Consider the following 22,027-nt stretch of genomic DNA (forward strand, 5'->3'; position numbering starts at 1 on the left):
TTTCTGAAGGAGAGCTGCCATGCTGCAGCCTATTTCAAAACTGATCGACTTGATCGCCCTTGCCAGCGCCAGGCTGGCAGAACTGGCCGCAGCCATTCTGGTTACGGCCATGGTGTGGGAAGTCTTTGCACGCTACGTTCTGCATGCCCCCACGGTCTGGGCGTTCGATGTGGCCTACATGATGAACGGTGCCATTTTCCTGTTGGGCACGGCCTGGGTCATGCGCCAGAACGAACACATCAGCATTGATGTGGTTCGCAAGCACTTGCCCAAGTCCTTTGCTCGCATTTCAGACCTGGTCCTGTATCTGCTGGTGCTGTTTCCTTTGTTTGCCGTGTTGAGCAAAGTCAGCATTCACAAAGCCTGGATGGCCTGGAAGCTGAATGAGGTCGAGATGGTCAGCCCCTGGGCTCCGCTCATGTGGCCGTTTTACGCCTGCATCGCCCTGGGCCTGATCGCCTTTACCCTGCAACTGCTGGCGCATGGCGTGCGCTGTGCCGCCAAGCAAGCGGGCCCTGAGCACACGGAGGTGACGCCATGAATTTATGGGTCGCCGCACTGATGTTCCCAGCCTTGTTCCTGCTGATTTTTCAGGGCATGCCGGTAGCATTTGCCTTGATTCTGCCCGCCTTTCTGGCAGGGTGGTACGCCTTTGGCCCCATGATTTTTGACCAGATGTATGGCGCCTTGTACGGAGCGGCCACCAACCATATCCTGTCGGCCATTCCCATGTTTGTGCTGATGGGCGCCTTGCTGGAGCGTTCAGGCATTGCTGCACGCCTGTTTCGCACCATGCAGCTTTGGCTGGGCGGACTGCCTGGCGGGCTGGCCATTGCCACCATCGCCATGGCGGCTACCTTTGCCGCTGCCGCAGGCGTGGTCGGGGCGGTGGAAATCATGGTCGGGCTGATGGCCATTCCAGCCATGAAACGCTTTCGCTACAACAACTCCCTGATTGCAGGCACGATCTGCGCTGGCGGATCGTTAGGCACCATGATTCCACCCTCGGTGGTGGCGGTGGTCTATGCCTCCCTGGCCCAGGTACCGGTAGGGGAATTGTTTGCGGCCATGCTTTTTCCCGGTCTGCTGATGACTGGCATGTTTGTGGCCTATATCCTCATTGCCACCACGCTCAAGCCGGAGCTGGGCCCACGAGCCGATGACGAGGACATGCGCCGGCCTATCGGAGAAAAAATCAGTATCACCATGCGTGGTCTGGTTCCCATGATGCTGCTGATCATCGCCGTATTGGGCTCCTTGATGAAAGGCATCGCCTCCCCCACCGAGGCAGCCGCCCTGGGCGCTGCGGCTGCGGCTGTTCTGTGCATGTTCTATCGTCAGTTCAACTGGACGGTCTTTAGCGGCGCCTTGCGCATTACCGTGCGCATTACCGCCATGATCATGTTGATTGTGGCCGGGGGCACCATGTTTACCGGGGCGTTTGCTGCCAATGGCGGCGCCAGACTGGTGCAAATGCTGACCAGCGATCTGGGACTGGGCAGTACCGGTACGATCATCCTGTTTCTGGCTATTGTGTTCCTGCTGGGTTTTGTGCTGGACTGGACCGCCAACGTGCTCATTTGCGTGCCCTTGTTCCTGCCCTTTATTGTGGCAAGTGGCCTGGACCCCTTATGGTTTGGCGTGATGGTCATCGTTGTGATTCAGACCAGTTACCTGACGCCTCCCTTGGCCTCGTCGATCTTCTATCTCTTGTCGATTGCCCCGAAAGACATGAGCTACGGGCAGGTTTGCCGGGGTGTTCTGCCCTTCATTCTTGCCCAACTGCTGACCCTGCTGATCGTCGCCCTGTTCCCGGCAATTGCCACTTGGCTGCCCCTGCAAGTATCCGGCTTCTAATGCCATTTTTTATATTGGAGTCCCTGTGAGTAGCGCCCCCGCCCCCTCTTCTCGTGCCGCTGAAGTCGCCTACCAAGCGATTGAGCAGTTAATTGCCACACTCAAACTGGAGCCTGGCCAGGCCATTGTGGAAAGTGATCTGGTGGAAATGACGGGCCTGGGGCGCACCCCCTTGCGCGAAGCCCTGATGCGCATGGTGGCCTTGGGGCTGATCGAGCAGCAACCCCGCCGCGGGCTGCGCGTCAGCGAAATCCGCGTAGCAGAGCATTTAACCCTGATCGAAACGCGTCGGGTCCTGGAACGTCTGATTGTGCAAGGCGCAGCCCGCTGGGCCACCCCGGCCCAGCGCAGCACCTTGCTGGCTCACGCACAGGCCATGGTAGACGCCGCCGACGCCAAAGACATCGACGCCTACATGCTGGCAGACCAGCATCTGGATGAGGTGATCCATCAGGCTTGCCGCAACACCTTCGCTGTACAAGCCGTCACCCCCATGATCGTTCAATGCCGACGATTCTGGTATGCCTACCAATATGAAGGCGATCTGGAAGCCGGAGCGCAGGCCCATCTGACCCTGGCTCAAGGCATTCAGGACGGCGATCCCGACAAGGCCTTGCAGGGCTCGGAGACACTGATGGCCTACCTCAGTGCCTTCACCCGCAAAGTCATTGAGTAACGCTATAGACCAACACCTAATAATCTGGAGACATCATGAAGCTGAACGGAATTCTCGTTCCTATCGTTACCCCCTTTGACGCCAACAACCAGTTAAATGAAGACGCGCTGGTACGTCTGGTGAACTGTTTCATTGAAGCAGGCGTGGGAGGCATCGTGGCCTGCGGAACGACGGGAGAATACTACGCCTTGAGCGCACAAGAGCGCCGCCGCGTGCTGGAAATCGTGGCGCAGACCGGCCGGGGCCGCACCACCCTGATTGCCGGCGTGAACTCCCTGTCGCCGGCCGAAGCCATCAGCCGCATCCGCGAGGCAGAAGAGCTGGGCTACGAGGCGCTGATGCTCTCTCCCACGCCCTACAGCCTGCCCGGACAAAATGAGGTCATCGCCTACTTCAAGGAAGTGGCCGCTGCAACCGACCTGCCGATCGTGATGTACAACTTTCCAGCCCGCATTGGCATCCAGATTGAGCTGGAGTCCGTCTACGAGCTGGCCCAGGTCAAGAACATTGTGGGTATCAAAGAGAGCAGCGGCAACTTCAGCCGGGTCGTGGCCATGGTGAACGCCAATCTTCCTGACTTTCAGGTGGTGTGCGGCTGCGACGATCAGGCAGCCGACTTCTTGTTCTGGGGCGTTCGCAGCTGGATCAGCGGCGGAGCCAACGTCTTTCCTGCGGAACAGGTACAAATGTTGAAAGCGGCCGAACGTGAAGACTGGGCCAGCGTGCGCCAGATGATGAGCGCCATGCTGCCCGCGATCGCGGCCATGGAATCCGGTAACTACAACCAGAAAGCCAAGCTGGGCTGCATCCGCCATGGCATTGATGTGGGCCAGGTTCGCTTGCCGCTGCTGCCCGTCGAGGCCGAGGAGCGCGATCAGTTTCTGGCACAACTCAACACCTTCCAACTGGCACAGGAGGCCTGAATGTCCACGCAGATAGAATCCGTCTTTGCACTGGCCCGCGCCGGCAAGCTGCATGCCTCGCACCTGATCCCCGCCCATCAGGCGGCCGGCCAGGCCCAGCTCGATAACATCAGCCCCATTGATCTAGCGGTCATTGGCAAAATCGCCTCGGGAGAGGCGGCTGACGTGCAGGCGGCGGTCAACGCGGCCCGGGCCAGCTTCGAGTCTGGCGAGTGGTCGGCACAATCTCCGGCTGAGCGCAAAAGAATCATGCTCAAGTGGGTTGCCTTGCTGGAGCAACATGCCCAGGAGCTGGCAGCGCTCGACTGTGTGGACGCCGGCAAACCCATCACAGAATGCCTGAATACCGATATGCCAGCCACCATCGACACCTTCCGCTGGTATGCAGAAACCGCCGACAAATGCTTTGGTCGCATTTCTCCAACCGGCTCCGAGGCACTGGGCCTGATTACCAAAGAGCCGATTGGTGTCGTGGCAGCCGTGCTGCCCTGGAACTTTCCCGCCCAGATGTACGCCTGGAAAGTGGCACCTGCCCTGATATGCGGTAACTCTGTAATTGTGAAGCCCTCCGAGCTGACCAGCCTGAGTGCCTATCGGATGACGCAACTGGCGCACCAGGCTGGCATTCCTGAAGGGGCGCTGATTCTGGTCACGGGCACGGGCGAACAGGTCGGTGAACCGCTCGGCCGCCACGAAGACGTGGACATCGTCTCTTTTACGGGCTCGACCGACGTGGGCCGACTGTTCCTGAAGTACTCGGCGGAAAGCAATCTGAAAGAAGTCGTGCTCGAGTGCGGCGGCAAAAGCCCGCAAGTCGTTTTTGACGATGCTGTGCTGGACGAGGCCGTGCCTTCCATTTTGGCGGCAGCCTTCTGGAACATGAGCGAGAACTGCAGCTGCGGCTCACGCTTGATTGTTCACAGCAGCCTGAAAGACGCGCTGCTGCAAAAACTCAAGCAGGGCCTGGAATCCTGGAAAGTGGGTCTGCCTACAGACCCAGAGGTCGCGATTGGTCCGATGGTCGAGCAGGCACACTTTGAAAAAGTCGCCAGCTTTCTGAAGAACCCGGGCAAAAATGCCAAATTGGTTCATGGTGGGCGGATTCACAGCGAACTGGGCAGCGGTTGGTACATCGAACCCACTATTTTCGACGGAATCACGCCGCAAGACCGCCTGTTTCAGGAAGAAGTGTTCGGCCCGGTCCTTGCCGTGAGCACTTTTGACACAGAGGAAGAAGCCATTGCACTGGCCAATGACACCCAATATGGCCTGGCCGCCTCCATCTATACCCATGACGTACGTCGAGCCCAGCGCGTCTCTCGCAAGATCAAGGCTGGAACGGTCTCCATTAATGGGTTTTCCGAAGGCGATATCACGGCGCCCTTTGGAGGCTTCAAGCAGTCTGGCTTTGGCGGCAAGGACAAGGGGATGGAAGCCTTGGACCAGTACCAGCAAACCAAGGTGATCTGGTACGTCAACCAATAAGTGGGTTGGAGCCGGCAAGCGGCGCCACAGATGATCGGCCCTTCAACGCCCCCGCCCCTTGGTACGCCAGTTTGACCAGGGGCTGCGGGGGCGGCGTCCTTTCCAGGGCCGCCCTCCGCTCCCCAACATCCACGGCTTCAGTAAAAGAAGGCCCCTCGCTCCAGCGGTACCGTCTTGTCGGTACACACACGCTTGAGTTCCTGAGCAAACAGTTTGTCCACCGCACGCTGGGGCCCCGCCATCCGTGTGAACAGGGCAATGGGTGCCAAGCCCCACTCGAAGGAATAGGGCACAATCGCCACCCCCGACACCCGCACCAGTTCCTCGGCAATTTCAGTAGGCACCACCGACACGGCACGCGCATGGTTTACGATCAGCTCACCGATCAACTTGGGCGAGGATGTTTCTACGCTGGGCACCGGCTCGGGCAGGCCAGCCCGCAAAAACAGGTTCGCTACCTGCTGTCGCATCGGGGTATGACGTGGTCCCAGAATCCAGTCCAGGTCCTGCAGTTGCGCCCAGTCCAGTTTGCGGCGACCCAGACGTCCCGCCAGCTCCCGGCTGGCAATCAGCCGCGGCTGCTGACTATATAGGGCCTCATGGCGCAGCCCTTTCATATTCAGATCGGGGGAACTGCGTGCAACCACCGCATCCAAGGCATGATCGCGCAGTTGCTCCAGCAAAGTTTCTGTCAGCCCCTCAGTAATGCTGACCGACACCACCTGCCCCTGCGGACGCGTCGCCCGCAAAGCAGTGGACACCAGCTTGCCGGACACCAGTGGAATCACGCCCAAACGCAAATGAGCCTGACGCCCCCGGCTGTGGGCCTGCAAATCCAGGGTCAACAATTCCATGTCCTGGACCAGCGCCCGGGCGCGTGAAATCACAATCTGCCCCTGTGCAGTGGCCTCCATACCCCGGGAGGAACGCAGAAACAGCGACGTACCAAACACCTGCTCGACCTCGGCCAGTGCCTGGGTCACTGCAGGCTGACTCATGGCCATCAAATCCGCCACTTTGGTCAGTGAGCCCAGACGTTCAATCTCGATCAGCAAGGCCAGATGGCGCAACTTGAGCCGTTGCACCAAGCGATGCGCGATATCGTTTGTTTCCAAGCCTTTACCTTCCACTATAAGCGTTTACTAATAGGGTAATAATAAGCCCTAATAGCCGCGCCAGATTAATTATCTACACTTGTTGAAAACCGGTACTGGCGTACGAGTGGCCAGACCTTCCCTGGATTTCACCAAACATCTGTTTGGCGCCTGAGCAAGAGGACACGATGAGTTCACCAGTAGATCGACAAGCCGCCCTGGACTACCACGAGTTTCCCATTCCCGGCAAAGTGACCATTGCCGCGACCAAACCCCTGGTCAGCCAACGTGATCTGGGCCTGGCCTATTCCCCTGGTGTGGCTGCCGCCTGCGAAGAAATTGTGGCCGACCCGCAAAATGCCTTCCGTTATACCGGCCGTGGCAATCTGGTCGGCGTCATCTCCAACGGTACCGCCGTGCTGGGCCTGGGAAATATTGGCGCCCTGGCCTCCAAGCCCGTGATGGAAGGCAAGGCCGTGCTGTTCAAGAAGTTTGCAGGCCTGGACGTGTTTGATATTGAGATCAATGAAACCGATCCGGACAAACTGGTTGACATCATCGCGGGTCTGGAGCCGACCTTTGGCGGCATCAACCTGGAAGACATCAAGGCACCCGAATGCTTTGAGGTCGAGCGCAAACTGCGCGAGCGCATGAACATCCCCGTCTTTCACGACGATCAGCACGGCACCGCCATTTGTGTGACAGCCGCCTTTCTGAATGGCCTGAAAGTCGTCGGCAAAGACATCAAGAAGATCAAAGTCGTCACATCGGGTGCCGGTGCGGCCGCGCTGGCCTGCCTGGATCTGATGGTGGATATGGGGCTGCCGGAAGAGAACGTCTGGGTGACTGACATTGATGGCGTGGTCTACAAAGGCCGCCCCGGTCATCAAGTGCCCGAACTGGCCCGTTTTGCCAAGGAAACCGAAGCCCGCAAGCTGGCTGATGTGATTGTAGATGCCGATGTGTTCCTGGGCCTGTCCGCCGGTGGCGTACTCAAAGCCGAAATGGTGCAGAAAATGGCAGACCGTCCTTTTGTGATGGCGCTGGCCAATCCCACACCTGAAATCCTGCCGGAAGTGGCCAAGGCCGCTCGTGACGACATTATCATGGCAACGGGTCGCTCCGACTTCCCCAACCAGGTCAATAACGTACTGTGCTTTCCTTACATCTTCCGCGGTGCGCTGGATGTGGGGGCCACCACCATTACCCGCGGCATGGAAAAAGCTGCAGCGCGTGCTATTGCCGCGCTGGCGGAAGAAGAGCAGGACGAAGCCGTGGCGGCCGCCTATGGCGGTTATGGCCTGAGCTTTGGCCCCGACTACCTGATTCCCAAGCCCTTTGACCCCCGTCTGATCGTGCGTATCGCCCCTGCCGTGGCCCAGGCTGCCATGGAAGAAGGGGTTGCGACACGCCCCATCGCAGACCTGGAAGGCTACATTGCCAAGCTGCAGCAATTTGTCTATCACTCGGGCGCCTTCATGAAGCCCGTGTTCGCCATTGCCAAGCAGTTGGTACGTGAAGGCGGCAAAGCCCGCATCGTCTTTACCGAGGGCGAGGAAGAGCGTGTGCTGCGTGCGGTGCAGGTGATCGTGGACGAAAAACTGGCTCATCCGATTCTGGTGGGCCGCCCCGCTGTCCTGCTGTCCCGCATCAAAAAATTCGGCCTGCGCCTGCGCCTGGGTGTGGACGTTGAAGTGACCAATCCAGAGTCTGACGACCGTTTCCACCAGTACTGGACGACCTACTGGGAAAAAATGTGCCGTCGCGGCATCAGCAAAGAGATGGCACGGGTGGAAATGCGCCGCCGCCTGACGCTGATCGGCGCCACCATGGTGCACCTGGGTGATGCCGATGGCATGATCTGCGGCACGATCGGCTCTTATCACAACCACTTGCGCTACATCGACGAGATGATCGGACGCAAGCCCGGTTCCAGCGTTTATGCCGCGATGAACATCCTGTTGCTGGGCGAGCGCACGGTGGCCTTGACCGACACCCATGTCAATGACGACCCCAATGCGCAGGAAATAGCGGAATACACGATTGAAGCAGCCCGCATGCTCAGCACCTTGAGCCTGGAGCCCAAAGTGGCCCTGCTGTCGCGCTCGAACTTCGGTTCGGACTCGGCCGCGTCGGGCCCCAAAATGCGCGAAGCCCTGAAGTTGATTCAGGAACAGGCCCCTGACCTGCAGGTTGATGGCGAGATGCATGCCGACTGCGCGCTGGACGAGGCCCTGCGTAGCCGCACCCTGCCCAACTCCCCACTGAAAGGCTCGGCCAACTTGCTGGTCTGCCCGAACGTGGACGCCGGCAATATCAGCTACAACCTGCTCAAAACGGCTGCCGGCAGCAACGTGGCCATCGGGCCCTTCCTGATGGGCGCCAATGCCCCAGTGCATATCCTGACTTACAGCTCAACGGTACGTCGCATCATCAATATGACCGCACTGACTGTGCTGCAGGCCAATCGCGGCTAAAGCCTCTAGACAAAAACAAAAACCGGCCTTTTCAGGCCGGTTTTTTTATTGATGGAACGACAAAAAGCGCTTATTCCAGCTTGATATTGCCTTTCTTGACAACATCATGTGCCCAGTCGTATTGCTCCTGAATTTCCTTGGCGAACTCTTCAGGCGAATTACCCGATGGCGTTGCACCCTGCTTTTCCAAGGCCGCAATGATTTCAGGCTTCTTCAACGCCTCAACAGCCGCTTGATGCAGCTTGGCGACGATCTCCGGCGGGGTGCCCTTGGGGGCCAGCAGACCATACCAGGCAGGGCTGTTCAGCTGCGGATAGCCTTCTTCGGCCAGGGTTGGCACATCTTTCAAGGCGGGCAGACGCTCGGGCCAGGCAATGGCCAAAGCACGCAGATTGCCTGCCTGAATCTGGGCCATGGACGAGGGCAGATTATCGAACATCGCATTGATCTGGCCACCCACCGCATCGGTTACCGCCGGACCTGCGCCACGATAGGGGACGTGCACAATATCGGTGCCGGTTGCCAGCTTGAAGGCCTCACCAAACAAATGCAGTACCGAGCAGGTGCCCGAGCTGCCGTAGGAGTACTTGCCAGGATTGTCTTTCAACTGCTGCACGAACTCTTTGAAGTTCTGTGCCGGAAACTTGGGATTGACTTCGATCACGTTGGGCAGGTTTGCAAAATTGCTGACCGGCACAAAATCTTTCAAGGGATCGTAGGGCAAATCATTGGGGCGGCAGGCAGGGTTCACCGCCAGGGTCGAGATAGTGGCAATGGACAGGGTATAGCCGTCCGGCTTGGCACGCGCTGCCTCGGCCGCACCGATAGCACCACCGGCGCCGCCCTTGTTTTCAACCACCATGGACTGGCCCAATACTTCGCTCATGCCTTTGGTCACAATGCGCGTCACAATGTCGGTGGAACCGCCGGGAGCAAACGGCACAATGACGCGAATCGGCTGACTGGGGTAATCGGCCTGAGCGTGCGCCACTGTTGCCGTGCCGATCATGGACAAACTTGCACAAAGGGATAGCAGCGCAAATTTCTTGGGAAACTTCTCTATCATGGGAACATCTCCTCTTTCATCTTTTTGTCGATCCTTCCCCTGGGTAAGGGGACCTAACTAATCATAGCGCAGCTCGGTCCCCTCAATACTTAATTATCGTTGCAGATACCCACCGGGGATATACCTATATCTGCTGGCATTTACCGTCATCATGGTCACAATATTCCCGCTGATCCTGCCCGACTTTTTATTGATCGCCTTGGGGGCGCTGCTGCTGCATCGCTTTCATTTCAGTCGGGAATTCTTTCTCGGTGCGGAAAAACTGGTCTATTACGTCCTGTTTCCTGCCTTGCTGTTTGATTCCATTACCCGCATCCCCCTGAACCTGAGCGATACCTGGCCCCTGTTGCTGGCAGCCGCGACCCTGATTGCCGTAGGCACGGCACTGGCCTGGCTGGCACTGCCGGTTCTCAAACCGGATCCCCTGCAACACGCCGCGCTGACCCAGTGCGCTTTTCGTTTTAATACCTATTTGGGCATGTCCCTGGCCAGCGCAATTGCCGGCCCGCCAGGGGTGGCTGTCATGGCCTTGCTGGTCGGTTTTTCTGTTCCGATGGCCAATATGGTGGCAGTCACGGTGCTGGCTCGCGGTCAACAAGGACGCATCGCCATTGAGCTGCTTAAAAACCCGCTTATTTTGTCCACCCTGGCAGCCCTGGCCTGGAACCTGGCCGGCCTGTCCGTGCCCGCGCCTGTGCAGCTCGCATTGGGCCGGCTGGGAGCGTGCGCCCTGGGTATCGGTTTGCTGTGCGTGGGTGCGACCTTGTCGCTGCAGGGTTCACGTCAGGCCAGTGCCCTGATCGGCTGGATCAGCACCGTCAAACTGCTTGCCTTGCCGGCCGCCGCACTGCTGATTGCCTGGGCCCTGGACATGAGCGCCCTGGAGCGTCAAATGCTACTGGTGTTTGCCGCCCTGCCCACCGCTTCCTCGGCTCATGTGCTGGCTGCCCGCATGGGCGCCGACAGCCGCCTGGTCGCGCTGAGCATGTCGATCGGCACTATACTAGCGGGCTTGACCATTCCACTGTGGTTATCCCTTGCTCCCTGATCTGTGCCTATGAATCCGCACTCCTTGACTGTATCCCTGCCTGACGAGGACGCCACGACCGCCCTGGCCCAGGGCCTTGCGCCGCTGCTCAGCGGTCAGGTAGCCGGTGTGCCGCCAGGCGGCCGAATCCATCTACATGGCGACCTGGGCGCCGGTAAAACCCACTTTGTGCGCGCCTTGTTGCGTGCCTGCGGCGTTACCGGCCGTATCAAAAGTCCCAGCTATGCTTTGCTTGAAAGTTATAAAGTTTCTAGCTTATACTTCTATCACCTTGATTTTTATAGATTTAGCGATCCACGAGAATGGGTCGATGCAGGTTTTCGCGATATTTTGCAAGACAATGCTGTTGTGCTGATCGAATGGCCCGAAAAAGCAGGGGATTTATTGCCCGAGCCCGATCTGGATTTACACCTGGATTATTGTGGTGACGGTCGTTTGGCCACCCTGGATGCACACAGCGCCAAAGGAACGCTATGGATTACGACACTCGCCCCCAGCCTGCAGAAGTAGCCCCAGCCGGCAAGGCCCGTCGCCGATTCGTCGCCACGGCCACGACCCTGTTCCTGCTTCCTGTCATCCCGCGACTGGCCAATGCCAGCACCATTGTGGCGGTCCGCACCTGGCCGGCCGACGAGTACACTCGCGTTACCCTGGAAATGGATAGCGAGCTCAAGGCCGAGCACTTCACACTGGAAAATCCCCACCGCATGGTGGTCGATATCCAGGGCTTGACCATGAACCGCACCATTGAAGAGCTGGTGTCCAAGGTCCGCCCCAATGATCCCTACATCCGCTCAGTGCGCGTGGGCCAGAACCGCCCCGACGTGGTGCGTCTGGTGCTGGATCTGAAACAAGCCGTCGCTCCGCAGATTTTCACGCTCAAGCCCGTTGGCGAATACAAGTACCGTCTGGTTCTGGACTTATATCCGCGCGTTGCGCAAGACCCTTTGCTGGCCCTGCAAATCCAGGATGACAACGATCCGCTGGCCTCCGTCCTGGAAAGCCTGGCACAAAACTCGCCCGACGCACCCGTGCCAACGGTACAGGGGCAAACACTGCCTCCGGTGGCCCGCCCGACGCCGCCACCGGTCAGCACGCCTCCCCGCTCCCCCGCTCCCGCGGCCACGCCCGGCACGCCCAATCGCCCCTTGCTGATTGCGCTGGACCCTGGCCATGGCGGCGAGGACCCAGGCGCGATCGGCCCCGGTGGAACACGGGAAAAAGATGTCGTGCTGAACATCGCTCGACGGCTGAAACGCTTGATCGATGCCCAGCCAAATATGCGCACGTACCTGACCCGCGACTCGGATTTCTTCGTGCCGCTGCAGGTGCGAGTACAGAAAGCGCGGCGGGTCAAGGCAGACCTGTTCATCAGTATTCATGCTGACGCCTGGATCAAACCCAGTGCCCGTGGCTCGTCCATTTACGCCCTGTCCCAGAACGGCGCGACCAGTTCGGCCGCCCGCTGGCTGGCCAAGAAAGAAAACGATGCAGACTTGATCGGTGGACTGAATCTGGGCTCCCACAACCGTCAGGTCGCCCAGATTCTGCTGGACTTGTCCACGGCAGCCCAGATTAACGACTCCGTCAAAGTGGGTTCACGATTGCTAAGTGAGATCGGCAAGATCAATCGTCTGCATAAACGCAATGTTGAGCGGGCGGGTTTTGCGGTGCTCAAGGCACCGGACATCCCATCCATCCTGATCGAGACTGCGTTTATCAGTAATCCTGAAGAAGAACGCCTGTTACGAAGCGCTTCCCATCAGGACAAAATTGCCCAGGCTATTCTGACCGGTATCCGGGGGTATTTTGCCGAATTCCCCGCACTGGCCAGCCGGAGCTAAACCCGACAGCCCCTGCCCAAAAAAGCGCACCAGTTTTCTGCTGCGCTTTTTTTTGATCTTTGGCAATGGCTGCCGGCTTAACGCCGTTTCACCGCCCTCCTTACCCGCTACACTATCCCTATTCCTGTTTACGGCGCTTTTGCGTGAGCACACCTTAAGCGACACACCTCTCCAAGAGATAGTCGATGAGGCAAATCCAGTCTCCTTCTACTTTTTTGCGCCGTCCCAACCAGGCTATGTTCAGCCTGACCGGTCTGGCGCTTTATCGCCTTCCCTGCCCGTGCGCCTCATCTCAGACCGGAGCCACAAATCCAGCGGCGGGGCCCGCCCCGTCCGAGCCGCCTGCCTGAACGGCCGCCTCTGCCACAAGTGGCAGCCTGGCTCAGCACGCTGACCCGCCTGCCCTGCCCCGTCCGCCAAGCGTTCCTGCCTTTGCTCCAAACGACAAGGAAAAGATCATGAAACACCGCCCCTGCCTGCTTATTGTGTACCTCTGTCTGTCCCTGATGGCCGCGCCAGCCCATGCTGACGACGACTGTGATGTCCCCGTACAGCAATGGCAGAGCCGGGATGCTGCGCTGGAACATGCCGCCAGTCTGGGCTGGGAGGTGCAACGCCTGAAAATAGACGACGGCTGCTATGAAATCCGCGGGCGGGATGCCCAGGGTCGCTCATTTAAAGCCAAGCTTGATCCGCAAACGCTGCGCGTCGTGAAAATGAAAGTGCGCGATGGCCATGACAAACCGGAGCGCGAACGTGACCGCGAAAGAAGCCACTAACGCGTGTGCCTGAGTGCCGCCGCTCTTACCCCCATCCTGAAGTCGTTTCCCTTTGCTCACCCTGGAGGACCAATATGTCCAAACGCTTTCTTCTCACCACCCTGGCCGCAGCCTGTAGCGTGGCCCTGCCCACTTTAGCGCAGGGCCGTACTGTGGCACTTTCCACCACTCTGAAAAACTATGGCGGTGACGGGGCCTACCTGGCGGTCTACCTGACCGATGCCCAAGGCGCCTACGTGCGCACGCTGTGGGTCGCCGGCGGCAAAGCCAAATACTACAAACATCTGTCGGACTGGAATCGCCTGTCAGCCGGCGATGGGCAACGTCTGCAAGGCGTAACAGGCGCCAGCGTCGGTGCCGGACGCACGCTGGAGGTGACAGCAGAACTGGAGGATGCCCTGATTGATGCCGGGTACGAGCTGCGTGTCGATGCTGCCGCCGAAGACATGCGGGACAGCCCTTCGGAAATCCGTGTTCCCCTGACTGCCGCCAATGCCGGTTCGCCCCAGGCAGGTAAACAATATATTCAATCCCTGACCTATCAGTTGCAGTAAGGAATCCACATGATCTGGCGATTCGTCCATCGATGGCTGGGGCTGGTAGCGGGCACCCTCGCGCTGGTTCTGGGTATCACGGGCACGATGTTGGCACTTGACCCCTTGCGTAACGCCGTACAGGCGGCTCCAACCGAGTCCGACCTGCCGCTTGCCACACTGGTTGAGCGCATCAAGGGCACCGTCCCTGGCGCAGAAGAAATCCGTCATCTGCCCTCGGGGATCTTCGTTGTCTATGCGTTTGAGGACGGACAAGCCCAGGCCGTACGTGTGGACCCGGCAGATGGCAAGATTCTGGGGGACTACCAGGCTTCCCTGCTGCCACGCTGGGTCAAGAACCTGCATCGTACTTTCTTGATGGACGATCCGGGGCGCATTACCGCCGCCATGGTGGCGCTGGCCATGTTGGTCTTGTCCGTGTCCGGACTCCTACTGCTGCTGCGTCGCATGGGAGGATGGCGGGGTCTTGCCGGCCCCGTTCGCGGAACCCTGCCCCAACGCCTGCATGTCCTGAGCGGCAGGGTCATTGTGCTGATCCTGGCCCTGTCCTCAGCCACCGCTCTTTACATGAGCGCCAGCACGTTCGAACTCATTACCCTGAGTCCGGACACGGAGCCCGAGGTGAGCTCACAAGCCACCGGACAGCCACCCCTTCCCCCGGACCAGATCGAACTGCTTCGGAGCTTGCGCGCGCAGGATCTGGAACGGCTCAATCTGCCCACGCCCGATGATCCACAGGACACCTGGCGTGTGGTCACCGCTCAAGGCCAGGGCTGGGCGGACCAGTACAGGGGCCAGACCTTGGCGTGGGAAGCATCCACCCAGGCACAGCGCCTCTACGACTGGGCCCTGCTTTTGCATACCGGAGAGGGAGCCTGGCTGTGGGCTGTTTTTCTGTGCCTGTCGGCAGCGAGCATCCCCCTGTTCTGGTACACAGGCCTTCTGATGTGGTGGCAAGCGCGCCGCAGCCGCCCCAGACTTAAAGGCAATAGCCCTCTGACCCAGGCCGACAGCCTGATTTTTGTCGCGAGTGAAGGCGGCAGTACCTGGGGCTTTGCGCAAGCGTTGCACGATGCCCTCAAAGCCATGGGCCGTCAGGTTCATACCACATCGCTGGAGAACTGGCGGGTGCCGCCAGCGGCACGCCATGTGTATATCCTCGCCGCCACGTACGGTGAAGGCCAGCCTCCTGCCCACGCACAAAAAGCACTCAAGCGGATCGCCAGCCAGCCACCCACCGACGCTCAAGTCGCCGTTCTAGGGTTTGGGGATCGCCAGTTTCCTGATTTCTGCGGATTTGCCAACGCGCTCGAACACAGCTTACGGGAACGGGGGTGGCAACCCTTGATGGCGCTGGAGCGTATCCATCAGCAGTCCCCCCAGGAATTTGCCCGCTGGGGGCGCGCACTGTCCGACGTACTGGGTCAACCTGTGCCGCTGGCCTATCAACCCCGACTGCCGCGCATGGCAAGCCTGACCCTGCTGTCACGCCAGGACTTTCCCGGTGCAGCGGGCCAGCCTGCCGTCATCCTGCGCTTTGCGCTGCCCGACCAGCCCTTGGCACGCTTCGCGGCCGGAGACCTGCTGGGCATTCTTCCTCCCGGTGAGCAGTCAGTCCCACGCTACTACTCTCTGGCCTCAGGCAAACAGGATGGATTCGTGGAAATCTGTGTGCGACACACCAGCGGCGGAGTCTGCTCTCCCTATTTGCATAGCCTGCGCATCGGGGACACGATTCAAGCCTTCATCCGACCCAACCCCGGCTTCACGCTTACCGGCTCCCGACGCCCGGTGGTGCTGATCGGCGCAGGGACCGGCGTCGCCCCACTGGCCGGCTTTATTCGAGACAACACACGCCATCGTCCCATGTACCTGTATTACGGTACCCGGGACTGCAAGCGGGATTTCTATTTTGGCAAGGAGCTCAAGGACTGGCAGACCCAGGGCCATCTGCGCGAACTACACACGACTTTTTCCCGAATGCCCGATGGGGGCGGTTATGTCCAGAACGCCGTGCAGCGTGACGCTCAACAGATCCGTACCCTTCTGGAAAAAGGCGCGCTTGTGCGTGTTTGTGGCAGCCGCCCCATGGCTCAGGCCGTCAAACAGGAGCTGGACACGATTCTGATGGACATGGGCAAAAGCCTGGCCTGGCTCAAGGAGAACGGGCGCTATGCCGAAGACCTCTTCTGACGTTCAACGTCTGACGCTGAACGGCCCCACCATGGGCACGCGATGGTCTGCCTTGGTGGATACAGACGATGCGGCACAGGCTGCAGGCCTGCAGAAGGCGTTGGCAGACGCTGTCCAGCAGGTGGACCGGCAGATGTCCCCGTGGCTACCCGACAGCGCGCTGAACCGGCTCAATCGCACTCCTGCTGGCACCTGGCTGGATTTACCGCCAGAAATTCTTGAGGTTTTGGCCTGCGCCCTGGAGGTCAATCGTCGCAGCCAGGGTGCTTTTGACCCTGGAGTCGGGGATCTGGTGCAGGCCTGGGGCTTTGGCCCGGCCCGACAGAGCCCCGATGCTGCTGCCATCCGTCGTGCTGCCCAAGCTGCTTCTGCCCCGGCTCATGAGACACTGGAGCTGGATGTGGCCGCCGGCCGCGCCATCAAGCACGCGCCGATACAGCTGGATCTTTGCGGGATCGCCAAAGGCTATGCCGTAGACCGTATGGCCCAGGTGCTGCGTCAATATGGACTTGATCACGCCTTGCTGGCCCTGGACGGCGAACTTCGCGCTCTGAACAGCCAGGCTCAAGGCCAACCTTGGGCGGTAGCGGTCGAGTACCCCCAGGACGGACGACGCGCCACGCACAGCGTGGTTGAATTGGATAATCTGTCCATCGCCACCTCCGGCGATTACCGGCACTTTCTACAACTCGGTGAAGTTCGAGTCGCACACACCATGGATGGTCGGCGGCGCGCACCCGTTCGCAACGATATCGCTTCTGTCACCGTTCTGGCGCCAGACTGTATGCGGGCTGACGCCTGGGCCACTGCCTTGCTGGTCAGCGGCAACGATGGCATGGCACTGGCACAAAGCCTGGGTATCGAGGCGCTGTGGCTGCTGCGACGCGACAATCGCTTGACCACCGTCGGGCTGGGACGGTTCAGCGAAGCGGTGACAGACCCCAAGCAGGCAGAATAAAAAAGGACGCCTTAGCGTCCTTTTTGTACACTCGCCCGATGGCCGGCCAGCCTAGAGCGCGGCGTCCCCCTTGCTCTTGCGTTTGAGCAGTTTCCATACGGCACCGAGCACAACCGGCACGGCCGCAGCCGCAATGCCGATCAACACAATAGTGTTCAAGTGCGCCTTGATGAAGGGCACATTTCCAAAAAAATAGCCCAGGGTGATCAAGCTGCAAATCCACAGCACCGCCCCGGTCACGTTGTACGCCTGAAAGCGCAAGGCGTTCATATGGCCCACCCCCGCCACAAAGGGGGCAAAGGTGCGAAACAGGGGCAGGAAGCGAGAAATGACAATGGTCTTGCCCCCGTGCTTTTCATAGAATGCATGGGTCTTGACCAGCGCGCGGCGATCCAGAAAGCGCGATTCCTGGGTAAAGACTTTCGGACCTATATAACGTCCCACATGGTAATTGACGGTATTGCCCAGCACTGCCGCCACAATCAGTAGCCCACCGAGCAACACCGGGTCCAGCATGCCCGAGGCCCCGAAGGCCCCCGCAATAAACAGCAGGGAGTCGCCTGGCAAAAAGGGCAAAACCACAAGCCCGGTTTCGCCAAATATAATCAAGAACAGAACAAGATAAATCCATGCTCCATACTGCTCGACCCACACACCCAGGTACTGGTCAATATGAAGGATCATGCTGAGTAAATCGGGCATAGTTCCACACCAAAATAATAATTTAGCCGGTCCGATACGGCTCAGACCGGCCCGCTAGAGCAAGCGGGTAAAATAAGCCGCTACCTGTTGAAACCCGTTGAACCTGTACCGTTCAACCCTGAATACACACAAGGCCAGCCGCCCTATGTCATCACGACGCCGTATTATCCCACTCCCGGACCTGCTTGTAAGCCAAATTGCAGCCGGTGAGGTTATTGAGCGCCCGGCATCGGTCCTGAAAGAACTACTGGAAAACGCCATTGACGCCGGAGCCAGTGCCATCGAGATTCGCCTGGACGGCGGAGGCATACGCCGCATCTGTGTCAGCGACGACGGCCACGGCATTCCCCAGGACGAACTGCCCCTGGCGCTGCTGCAGCACGCCACCAGCAAAATCCGCTCGCTGGACGAGCTGGAATCCGTTGCCTCGATGGGCTTTCGGGGCGAGGCCCTGCCATCCATTGCCTCGGTGGCCCGCCTGACCATCAATTCGCGCACCCAGGAAGATCCGCACGCCTGGGAATATTCGCTGGGCCTGAGTGAACCGCAACCAGCCTCGGGGCAGATTGGCACGCATGTGGATGTACGCCAGCTTTTTGACGATATTCCCGCACGCCGCAAATTTCTGCGCACCGAAGGAACCGAATACGGTCACTGTGTGACCGCCTTGGAGCGCATCGCTCTGGCTCAACCACAGATCGCTTTTCGATTGTTCCACAATGACAAGCCGCAGCGTCACTGGCGCAGTGGCACCCTGGAACAGCGTCTGCTGGATATTCTGGGCAAGGAGTTCATCGAACAAAGCCTGCCCGTGGCTCAAGAACAAGGTTTGATTGGCTTGCGCGGGCTGGTGATCCACCCGGCCCATGCTCGCCCCAACGCAGACAAGCAGTTCCTGTTCGTCAATGGCCGCTTTGTACGCGATCGCACGGTATCGCACGCCATACGCAGCGCGTATGCCGATGTGCTGCACGGGGATCGCCAACCTGCCTATGCGCTCTTTCTGGACATTGCCCCCTCTACGCTGGATGTGAACGTGCACCCGGCCAAGCACGAGGTTCGCTTTCGCGACAGTGGCGCCGTGTACCGCTTTGTCTTGCAGGCGGTCGGACAAGCTCTGGCTCAGGGCAGCATGGCCGGCGATACACCGGTGGCCGCCATGCCCCTGCCACAAAGCGCAACCTCCTTGCCCGACATGGCTTCTGCCTCACCGGCGGGCGCTGCGAGCCTGGGCTCATCAGGCGAGTACAGTAGCCACGAACCGTCCCTGCCTTACAGCCATCCGGCCCGTCAAGGCTGGCAATCCAGTTTTAGTCTGCGCGAACCCGCGGGGGGCGGCAATGCGGACTGGAAATCCCTGTACCGCCCCATTGAGCCAACGCACGACAACCCTCCCGCCACCCACTATCAAAGCGATACCGACACGGCTATTGACGAGTTCCCCCTGGGCATGGCACTAGGCCAGTTGCACGGTGTCTACATTCTGTCCGAAACCCGTCAGGGCATGATTCTGGTGGATATGCATGCCGCCCATGAGCGGGTGGTGTATGAACAGTTGAAGCAGGCGCTCGATGGCCGCGATCTGCCCCGCCAGGATTTGCTGGTACCGGTAGTGTTCAGTTGTTCGGAAACGGACCTTGCTTTGCTGGACGAGCATCACGACACCCTGAGCGAACTGGGCTTGAGCATGAATCCGGCTGGCCCTGCCACAATCGCTGTGCGCGCCGTTCCTGCACTGCTGGCACAAGGCGATATTGAATCCCTGGCCCGGGCTGTTCTGCGCGACCTGGCTCAGGTGGGCTCCTCACGCCACCTGGACGAACAACGTAACGAGCTGCTCTCCACCATGGCCTGCCACGGTGCCGTGCGCGCCAACCGCCGCCTGAGCATCCCGGAGATGAACGCCCTGCTGCGCAAAATGGAGCAAACCGACCGGGCCGACCTGTGCAATCATGGCCGCCCCACCTGGTTCCAATGGACGCTGAGTGAGCTGGACAAACTTTTTATGCGTGGACAATGAACGATTTACCCATTCTTTGCCTGGCAGGGCCCACCGCCAGCGGCAAAAGCGCCACCACGCACACCTTGGCCCAATACTGGCCGATTGAAGTGATCGTGATGGATTCAGCGACGATTTATCGTGGCATGGACATTGGCACGGCCAAGCCCAGTGCTCAGGAACAAGCCGCTATCCCCCACCACCTGCTGGATATTCGCGATCCGGCAGAGAGCTACTCGGCTGCCGAGTTTGCCAGCGACGCAAGCCGCCTGATTCAAGGCATCCAGGCGCGCGGACGTTACCCCGTGCTGTGCGGCGGCACCATGCTGTATTACAAAGCCCTGCGTGAAGGGCTGAATGACCTGCCGCAGGCAGATCCTGTCATCCGGCGACAACTGGATGAGCGAGCCCAGGAAATCGGCTGGCCCGCGATGCATGAAGAACTGCGCCGTATCGACCCGGACACCGCCGCCCGGCTGGCCCCACGCGACAGCCAGCGCATTCAGCGTGCTCTGGAAATTTTTCATATCAGCGGCAAAACCATGAGCGACTGGTTACAAGAGAAAGCCCAGCCGCAAGAAAAGAGCCACCACTACATCACCCTGAGTCTGGAGCCCCAAGACCGGGCCTGGCTGCACCGTCGCATCGCCACCCGTTACCGGGACATGATCGAGCAGGGTCTGCTGCAGGAGGTCGAAAAATTGCATCAGCGCTCTGATCTGCACCCGGGTCTGCCCTCCATCCGGTGTGTAGGTTATAGGCAACTCTGGGCTTATCTGGACGGTGAGGTGAGCCTGGAACAGGCTGTTGAGCAGGCCATTGCCGCTACCCGACAACTGGCAAAACGCCAATTAACCTGGCTGCGCTCCGAGCCTGGCCGTTTGCAATTCAACTGCCAGGACCCGCAGGCAGCCGAACACGTCGTAGCGGCAGCGCGCCACTACTGGCCTGCATGAGGATCTGGCAGGCCAGCGCTGTGCGCACAAGCCATAAGCCCGGCACACAAGAGCAAACGACAAGATAGAGATGAGGCCCCGGCGATTCGCGTAAGACGTCGGTTCCAGGCCTTGAGGCAAGACGATGGGCCAAGTTTGCAGACCCAAAGCCCTACCTCAACGCGAGGGGGCAGCATGGCGATGTTGGCTTGGCACCTGAGCTTGGATCAAGGGAGAGCGTCGAGGCTGGGAAGCAAGGTCGAAAAATCCGAGCCTGGGGACTGCAAACTGAATCGGGGGCAGCGTCAGGGACGGGAACAGGGCAAAAAAAAGGCAGCCTGTCGCTGCCTTTTTCCGCTTCATGGGTTAACGCGATCTCCGTGGTTTACACCACTTCAGTCTGCGCCTGCCCTTCCTGACGTTCCAGGATCTCGCCCAGCGTGTAAACGGTTTCCCCATGCTCGGACAGGGTTGCACTGATGGCCTCAGCCTTGTCGGCAGGAACAATCATGATCATGCCAATACCGCAGTTGAACACGCGGTACATTTCTTCGTCCGCTACGTTGCCATTGGCTTGCAGCCACTGGAACAAGGCTGGCATGGTCCAGGAATCACGATTCAGACGGGCGGTGAGGTTCTTTTGCAGGATACGGGGCACGTTCTCCAGCAATCCGCCACCCGTGATATGGGCCAGACCCTTGATGTCCGCACCGTGGGCAGCCAGGGCAGCCAGGACGGATTTCACATAGATGCGGGTGGGCTCCATGACCACATCCGCCAACGGACGGCCATCAAGCTCGTCAGTCGGCTTGGCATTGGCATGCTTGAGAATCTTGCGGATCAGCGAGTAGCCGTTGGAGTGGGCGCCGCTGGAGGCCAGACCCAAGACCACATCCCCTGGCACAATGGACTTGCCATCAATAATGCGGGATTTTTCCACCGCACCCACTGCAAAACCAGCCAGGTCATACTCACCTTCGGGGTACATGCCGGGCATCTCGGCTGTTTCGCCACCGATCAGGGCGCAAGCGGACAGTTCACACCCCTTGGCAATACCACCGACCACCTGGGCTGCCGTATCCACCGACAACTTGCCGCAGGCAAAATAATCCAGAAAGTACAAGGGTTCTGCGCCCTGGACTAGAATGTCGTTGACACTCATGGCCACCAGGTCTATACCCACAGTGTCGTGGCGCTGCCAGTCAAATGCCAGGCGTAGTTTGGTACCAACACCGTCGGTGCCGGACACCAGAACGGGCTCTTTAAGGTGGGTAGGCACTTCAAACAAAGCGCCAAAGCCTCCGATTCCAGCCATGACGCCTGCACGCATGGTTTTGGCAGCCAGTGGTTTAATACGGTCGACCAGGGCATCGCCCGCGTCGATATCCACGCCTGCATCGCGGTAGGTCAAGGAAACAGAAGTAGTGTTTTTCATGG

Annotated in this window: 19 protein-coding genes; 15 read left to right on the forward strand and 4 right to left on the reverse strand. The window is 59.5% G+C overall.

What is annotated here, in order from left to right:
• Positions 1-19: 19 nt before the first annotated feature.
• Genes V6936_RS09400 through V6936_RS09420 form a run of 5 tightly spaced genes read left to right on the forward strand, consistent with a single transcriptional unit; the run spans position 20 to position 4,941 of the window.
• Positions 20-541 (forward strand): TRAP transporter small permease subunit, encoded by a 522-nt coding sequence (locus V6936_RS09400; protein WP_003803430.1) that lies wholly within the window; start codon positions 20-22, stop codon positions 539-541.
• Complete coding sequence (locus V6936_RS09405) at positions 538-1,857, forward strand: TRAP transporter large permease (RefSeq protein WP_336579781.1); 1,320 nt, start codon at positions 538-540, stop codon at positions 1,855-1,857. The genes V6936_RS09400 and V6936_RS09405 overlap by 4 nt, the downstream gene beginning before the upstream one ends.
• A gap of 25 nt (positions 1,858-1,882) precedes the next feature.
• Positions 1,883-2,533 (forward strand): GntR family transcriptional regulator, encoded by a 651-nt coding sequence (locus V6936_RS09410; protein WP_003803434.1) that lies wholly within the window; start codon positions 1,883-1,885, stop codon positions 2,531-2,533.
• A gap of 35 nt (positions 2,534-2,568) precedes the next feature.
• Entirely contained in the window at positions 2,569-3,456 is an 888-nt protein-coding gene (locus V6936_RS09415) for a dihydrodipicolinate synthase family protein (protein WP_003803436.1), read from the forward strand.
• Positions 3,457-4,941 carry an aldehyde dehydrogenase gene (locus V6936_RS09420; protein ID WP_131071339.1) on the forward strand — a complete coding sequence of 495 codons (1,485 nt, stop codon included), beginning with the start codon at positions 3,457-3,459 and terminating at the stop codon, positions 4,939-4,941.
• 137 nt (positions 4,942-5,078) lie between these two features.
• Here V6936_RS09420 and V6936_RS09425 read toward each other — a convergent pair whose 3' ends face one another.
• Positions 5,079-6,056: a LysR substrate-binding domain-containing protein gene (locus tag V6936_RS09425; protein WP_336579783.1), complete on the reverse strand. Its 978-nt coding sequence runs from the start codon at positions 6,054-6,056 to the stop codon at positions 5,079-5,081.
• Positions 6,057-6,223: 167 nt separating this feature from the next.
• Here V6936_RS09425 and V6936_RS09430 point away from each other — a divergent pair, with 167 nt between their 5' ends.
• Complete coding sequence (locus tag V6936_RS09430) at positions 6,224-8,512, forward strand: NADP-dependent malic enzyme (protein ID WP_003803441.1); 2,289 nt, start codon at positions 6,224-6,226, stop codon at positions 8,510-8,512.
• Positions 8,513-8,582: 70 nt separating this feature from the next.
• Here the strand turns inward: V6936_RS09430 and V6936_RS09435 are convergent, their stop codons facing one another.
• A complete protein-coding gene (locus V6936_RS09435) occupies positions 8,583-9,521 on the reverse strand; it encodes a tripartite tricarboxylate transporter substrate binding protein BugE (RefSeq protein ID WP_230406312.1) in 939 nt (312 codons plus the stop codon).
• 208 nt (positions 9,522-9,729) lie between these two features.
• Between V6936_RS09435 and V6936_RS09440 the strand changes: the two genes are divergently transcribed.
• From V6936_RS09440 to V6936_RS09470, 7 genes are all read left to right on the forward strand, one after another.
• Positions 9,730-10,626, forward strand: coding sequence for an AEC family transporter (locus V6936_RS09440; protein ID WP_003803443.1), 897 nt, complete (start codon positions 9,730-9,732; stop codon positions 10,624-10,626).
• Positions 10,627-10,635: 9 nt separating this feature from the next.
• On the forward strand, positions 10,636-11,136 hold the full coding sequence (locus tag V6936_RS09445) for a bifunctional alanine racemase/tRNA (adenosine(37)-N6)-threonylcarbamoyltransferase complex ATPase subunit type 1 TsaE (RefSeq protein WP_003803444.1): 501 nt from the start codon (positions 10,636-10,638) through the stop codon (positions 11,134-11,136).
• Positions 11,100-12,470 carry an N-acetylmuramoyl-L-alanine amidase gene (locus V6936_RS09450; RefSeq protein WP_003803445.1) on the forward strand — a complete coding sequence of 457 codons (1,371 nt, stop codon included), beginning with the start codon at positions 11,100-11,102 and terminating at the stop codon, positions 12,468-12,470. The genes V6936_RS09445 and V6936_RS09450 overlap by 37 nt, the downstream gene beginning before the upstream one ends.
• Before the next feature lie 458 nt (positions 12,471-12,928).
• On the forward strand, positions 12,929-13,249 hold the full coding sequence (locus tag V6936_RS09455) for a PepSY domain-containing protein (RefSeq protein WP_336579784.1): 321 nt from the start codon (positions 12,929-12,931) through the stop codon (positions 13,247-13,249).
• 74 nt (positions 13,250-13,323) lie between these two features.
• Positions 13,324-13,803 carry a DUF2271 domain-containing protein gene (locus tag V6936_RS09460; RefSeq protein WP_003803447.1) on the forward strand — a complete coding sequence of 160 codons (480 nt, stop codon included), beginning with the start codon at positions 13,324-13,326 and terminating at the stop codon, positions 13,801-13,803.
• A 9-nt stretch (positions 13,804-13,812) separates the two neighbouring features.
• Entirely contained in the window at positions 13,813-15,996 is a 2,184-nt protein-coding gene (locus V6936_RS09465) for a PepSY domain-containing protein (protein WP_336579785.1), read from the forward strand.
• Positions 15,977-16,954, forward strand: a complete 978-nt coding sequence (locus V6936_RS09470) for an FAD:protein FMN transferase (RefSeq protein ID WP_301606852.1) — start codon at positions 15,977-15,979, stop codon at positions 16,952-16,954. The genes V6936_RS09465 and V6936_RS09470 overlap by 20 nt, the downstream gene beginning before the upstream one ends.
• Before the next feature lie 51 nt (positions 16,955-17,005).
• On the opposite strand, the gene V6936_RS09475 is transcribed toward V6936_RS09470, so the two are convergent.
• Complete coding sequence (locus V6936_RS09475; protein WP_003803450.1) at positions 17,006-17,656, reverse strand: VTT domain-containing protein; 651 nt, start codon at positions 17,654-17,656, stop codon at positions 17,006-17,008.
• A gap of 145 nt (positions 17,657-17,801) precedes the next feature.
• Here V6936_RS09475 and mutL point away from each other — a divergent pair, with 145 nt between their 5' ends.
• Positions 17,802-19,676 carry a DNA mismatch repair endonuclease MutL gene (mutL, locus tag V6936_RS09480; RefSeq protein WP_059318703.1) on the forward strand — a complete coding sequence of 625 codons (1,875 nt, stop codon included), beginning with the start codon at positions 17,802-17,804 and terminating at the stop codon, positions 19,674-19,676.
• Complete coding sequence (gene miaA, locus V6936_RS09485) at positions 19,673-20,611, forward strand: tRNA (adenosine(37)-N6)-dimethylallyltransferase MiaA (RefSeq protein ID WP_059318702.1); 939 nt, start codon at positions 19,673-19,675, stop codon at positions 20,609-20,611. The genes mutL and miaA overlap by 4 nt, the downstream gene beginning before the upstream one ends.
• A 364-nt stretch (positions 20,612-20,975) precedes the next feature.
• Here miaA and purM read toward each other — a convergent pair whose 3' ends face one another.
• Positions 20,976-22,025 (reverse strand): phosphoribosylformylglycinamidine cyclo-ligase, encoded by a 1,050-nt coding sequence (gene purM, locus V6936_RS09490; RefSeq protein ID WP_059318701.1) that lies wholly within the window; start codon positions 22,023-22,025, stop codon positions 20,976-20,978.
• Positions 22,026-22,027 lie beyond the last annotated feature (2 nt).

This window comes from Alcaligenes sp. CHO6 (assembly GCF_037120595.1).
GTDB lineage: Bacteria > Pseudomonadota > Gammaproteobacteria > Burkholderiales > Burkholderiaceae_B > Alcaligenes > Alcaligenes ammonioxydans.

Excerpts from the sequence above, each read along its gene's own strand:
- V6936_RS09460 (WP_003803447.1), top strand. The coding sequence starts at position 13,324 with ATGTCCAAACGCTTTCTTCTCACCACCCTGGCCGCAGCCTGTAGCGTG.
- V6936_RS09445 (WP_003803444.1), top strand. The coding sequence starts at position 10,636 with ATGAATCCGCACTCCTTGACTGTATCCCTGCCTGACGAGGACGCCACG.
- purM (WP_059318701.1), bottom strand. The coding sequence starts at position 22,025 with ATGAAAAACACTACTTCTGTTTCCTTGACCTACCGCGATGCAGGCGTG.
- V6936_RS09405 (WP_336579781.1), top strand. The coding sequence starts at position 538 with ATGAATTTATGGGTCGCCGCACTGATGTTCCCAGCCTTGTTCCTGCTG.
- V6936_RS09415 (WP_003803436.1), top strand. The coding sequence starts at position 2,569 with ATGAAGCTGAACGGAATTCTCGTTCCTATCGTTACCCCCTTTGACGCC.
- mutL (WP_059318703.1), top strand. The coding sequence starts at position 17,802 with ATGTCATCACGACGCCGTATTATCCCACTCCCGGACCTGCTTGTAAGC.
- V6936_RS09420 (WP_131071339.1), top strand. The coding sequence starts at position 3,457 with ATGTCCACGCAGATAGAATCCGTCTTTGCACTGGCCCGCGCCGGCAAG.
- V6936_RS09440 (WP_003803443.1), top strand. The coding sequence starts at position 9,730 with ATGGTCACAATATTCCCGCTGATCCTGCCCGACTTTTTATTGATCGCC.
- V6936_RS09455 (WP_336579784.1), top strand. The coding sequence starts at position 12,929 with ATGAAACACCGCCCCTGCCTGCTTATTGTGTACCTCTGTCTGTCCCTG.
- V6936_RS09400 (WP_003803430.1), top strand. The coding sequence starts at position 20 with ATGCTGCAGCCTATTTCAAAACTGATCGACTTGATCGCCCTTGCCAGC.
- V6936_RS09470 (WP_301606852.1), top strand. The coding sequence starts at position 15,977 with ATGCCGAAGACCTCTTCTGACGTTCAACGTCTGACGCTGAACGGCCCC.
- V6936_RS09435 (WP_230406312.1), bottom strand. The coding sequence starts at position 9,521 with ATGATCGGCACGGCAACAGTGGCGCACGCTCAGGCCGATTACCCCAGT.
- V6936_RS09475 (WP_003803450.1), bottom strand. The coding sequence starts at position 17,656 with ATGCCCGATTTACTCAGCATGATCCTTCATATTGACCAGTACCTGGGT.
- miaA (WP_059318702.1), top strand. The coding sequence starts at position 19,673 with ATGAACGATTTACCCATTCTTTGCCTGGCAGGGCCCACCGCCAGCGGC.
- V6936_RS09430 (WP_003803441.1), top strand. The coding sequence starts at position 6,224 with ATGAGTTCACCAGTAGATCGACAAGCCGCCCTGGACTACCACGAGTTT.
- V6936_RS09465 (WP_336579785.1), top strand. The coding sequence starts at position 13,813 with ATGATCTGGCGATTCGTCCATCGATGGCTGGGGCTGGTAGCGGGCACC.
- V6936_RS09450 (WP_003803445.1), top strand. The coding sequence starts at position 11,100 with ATGGATTACGACACTCGCCCCCAGCCTGCAGAAGTAGCCCCAGCCGGC.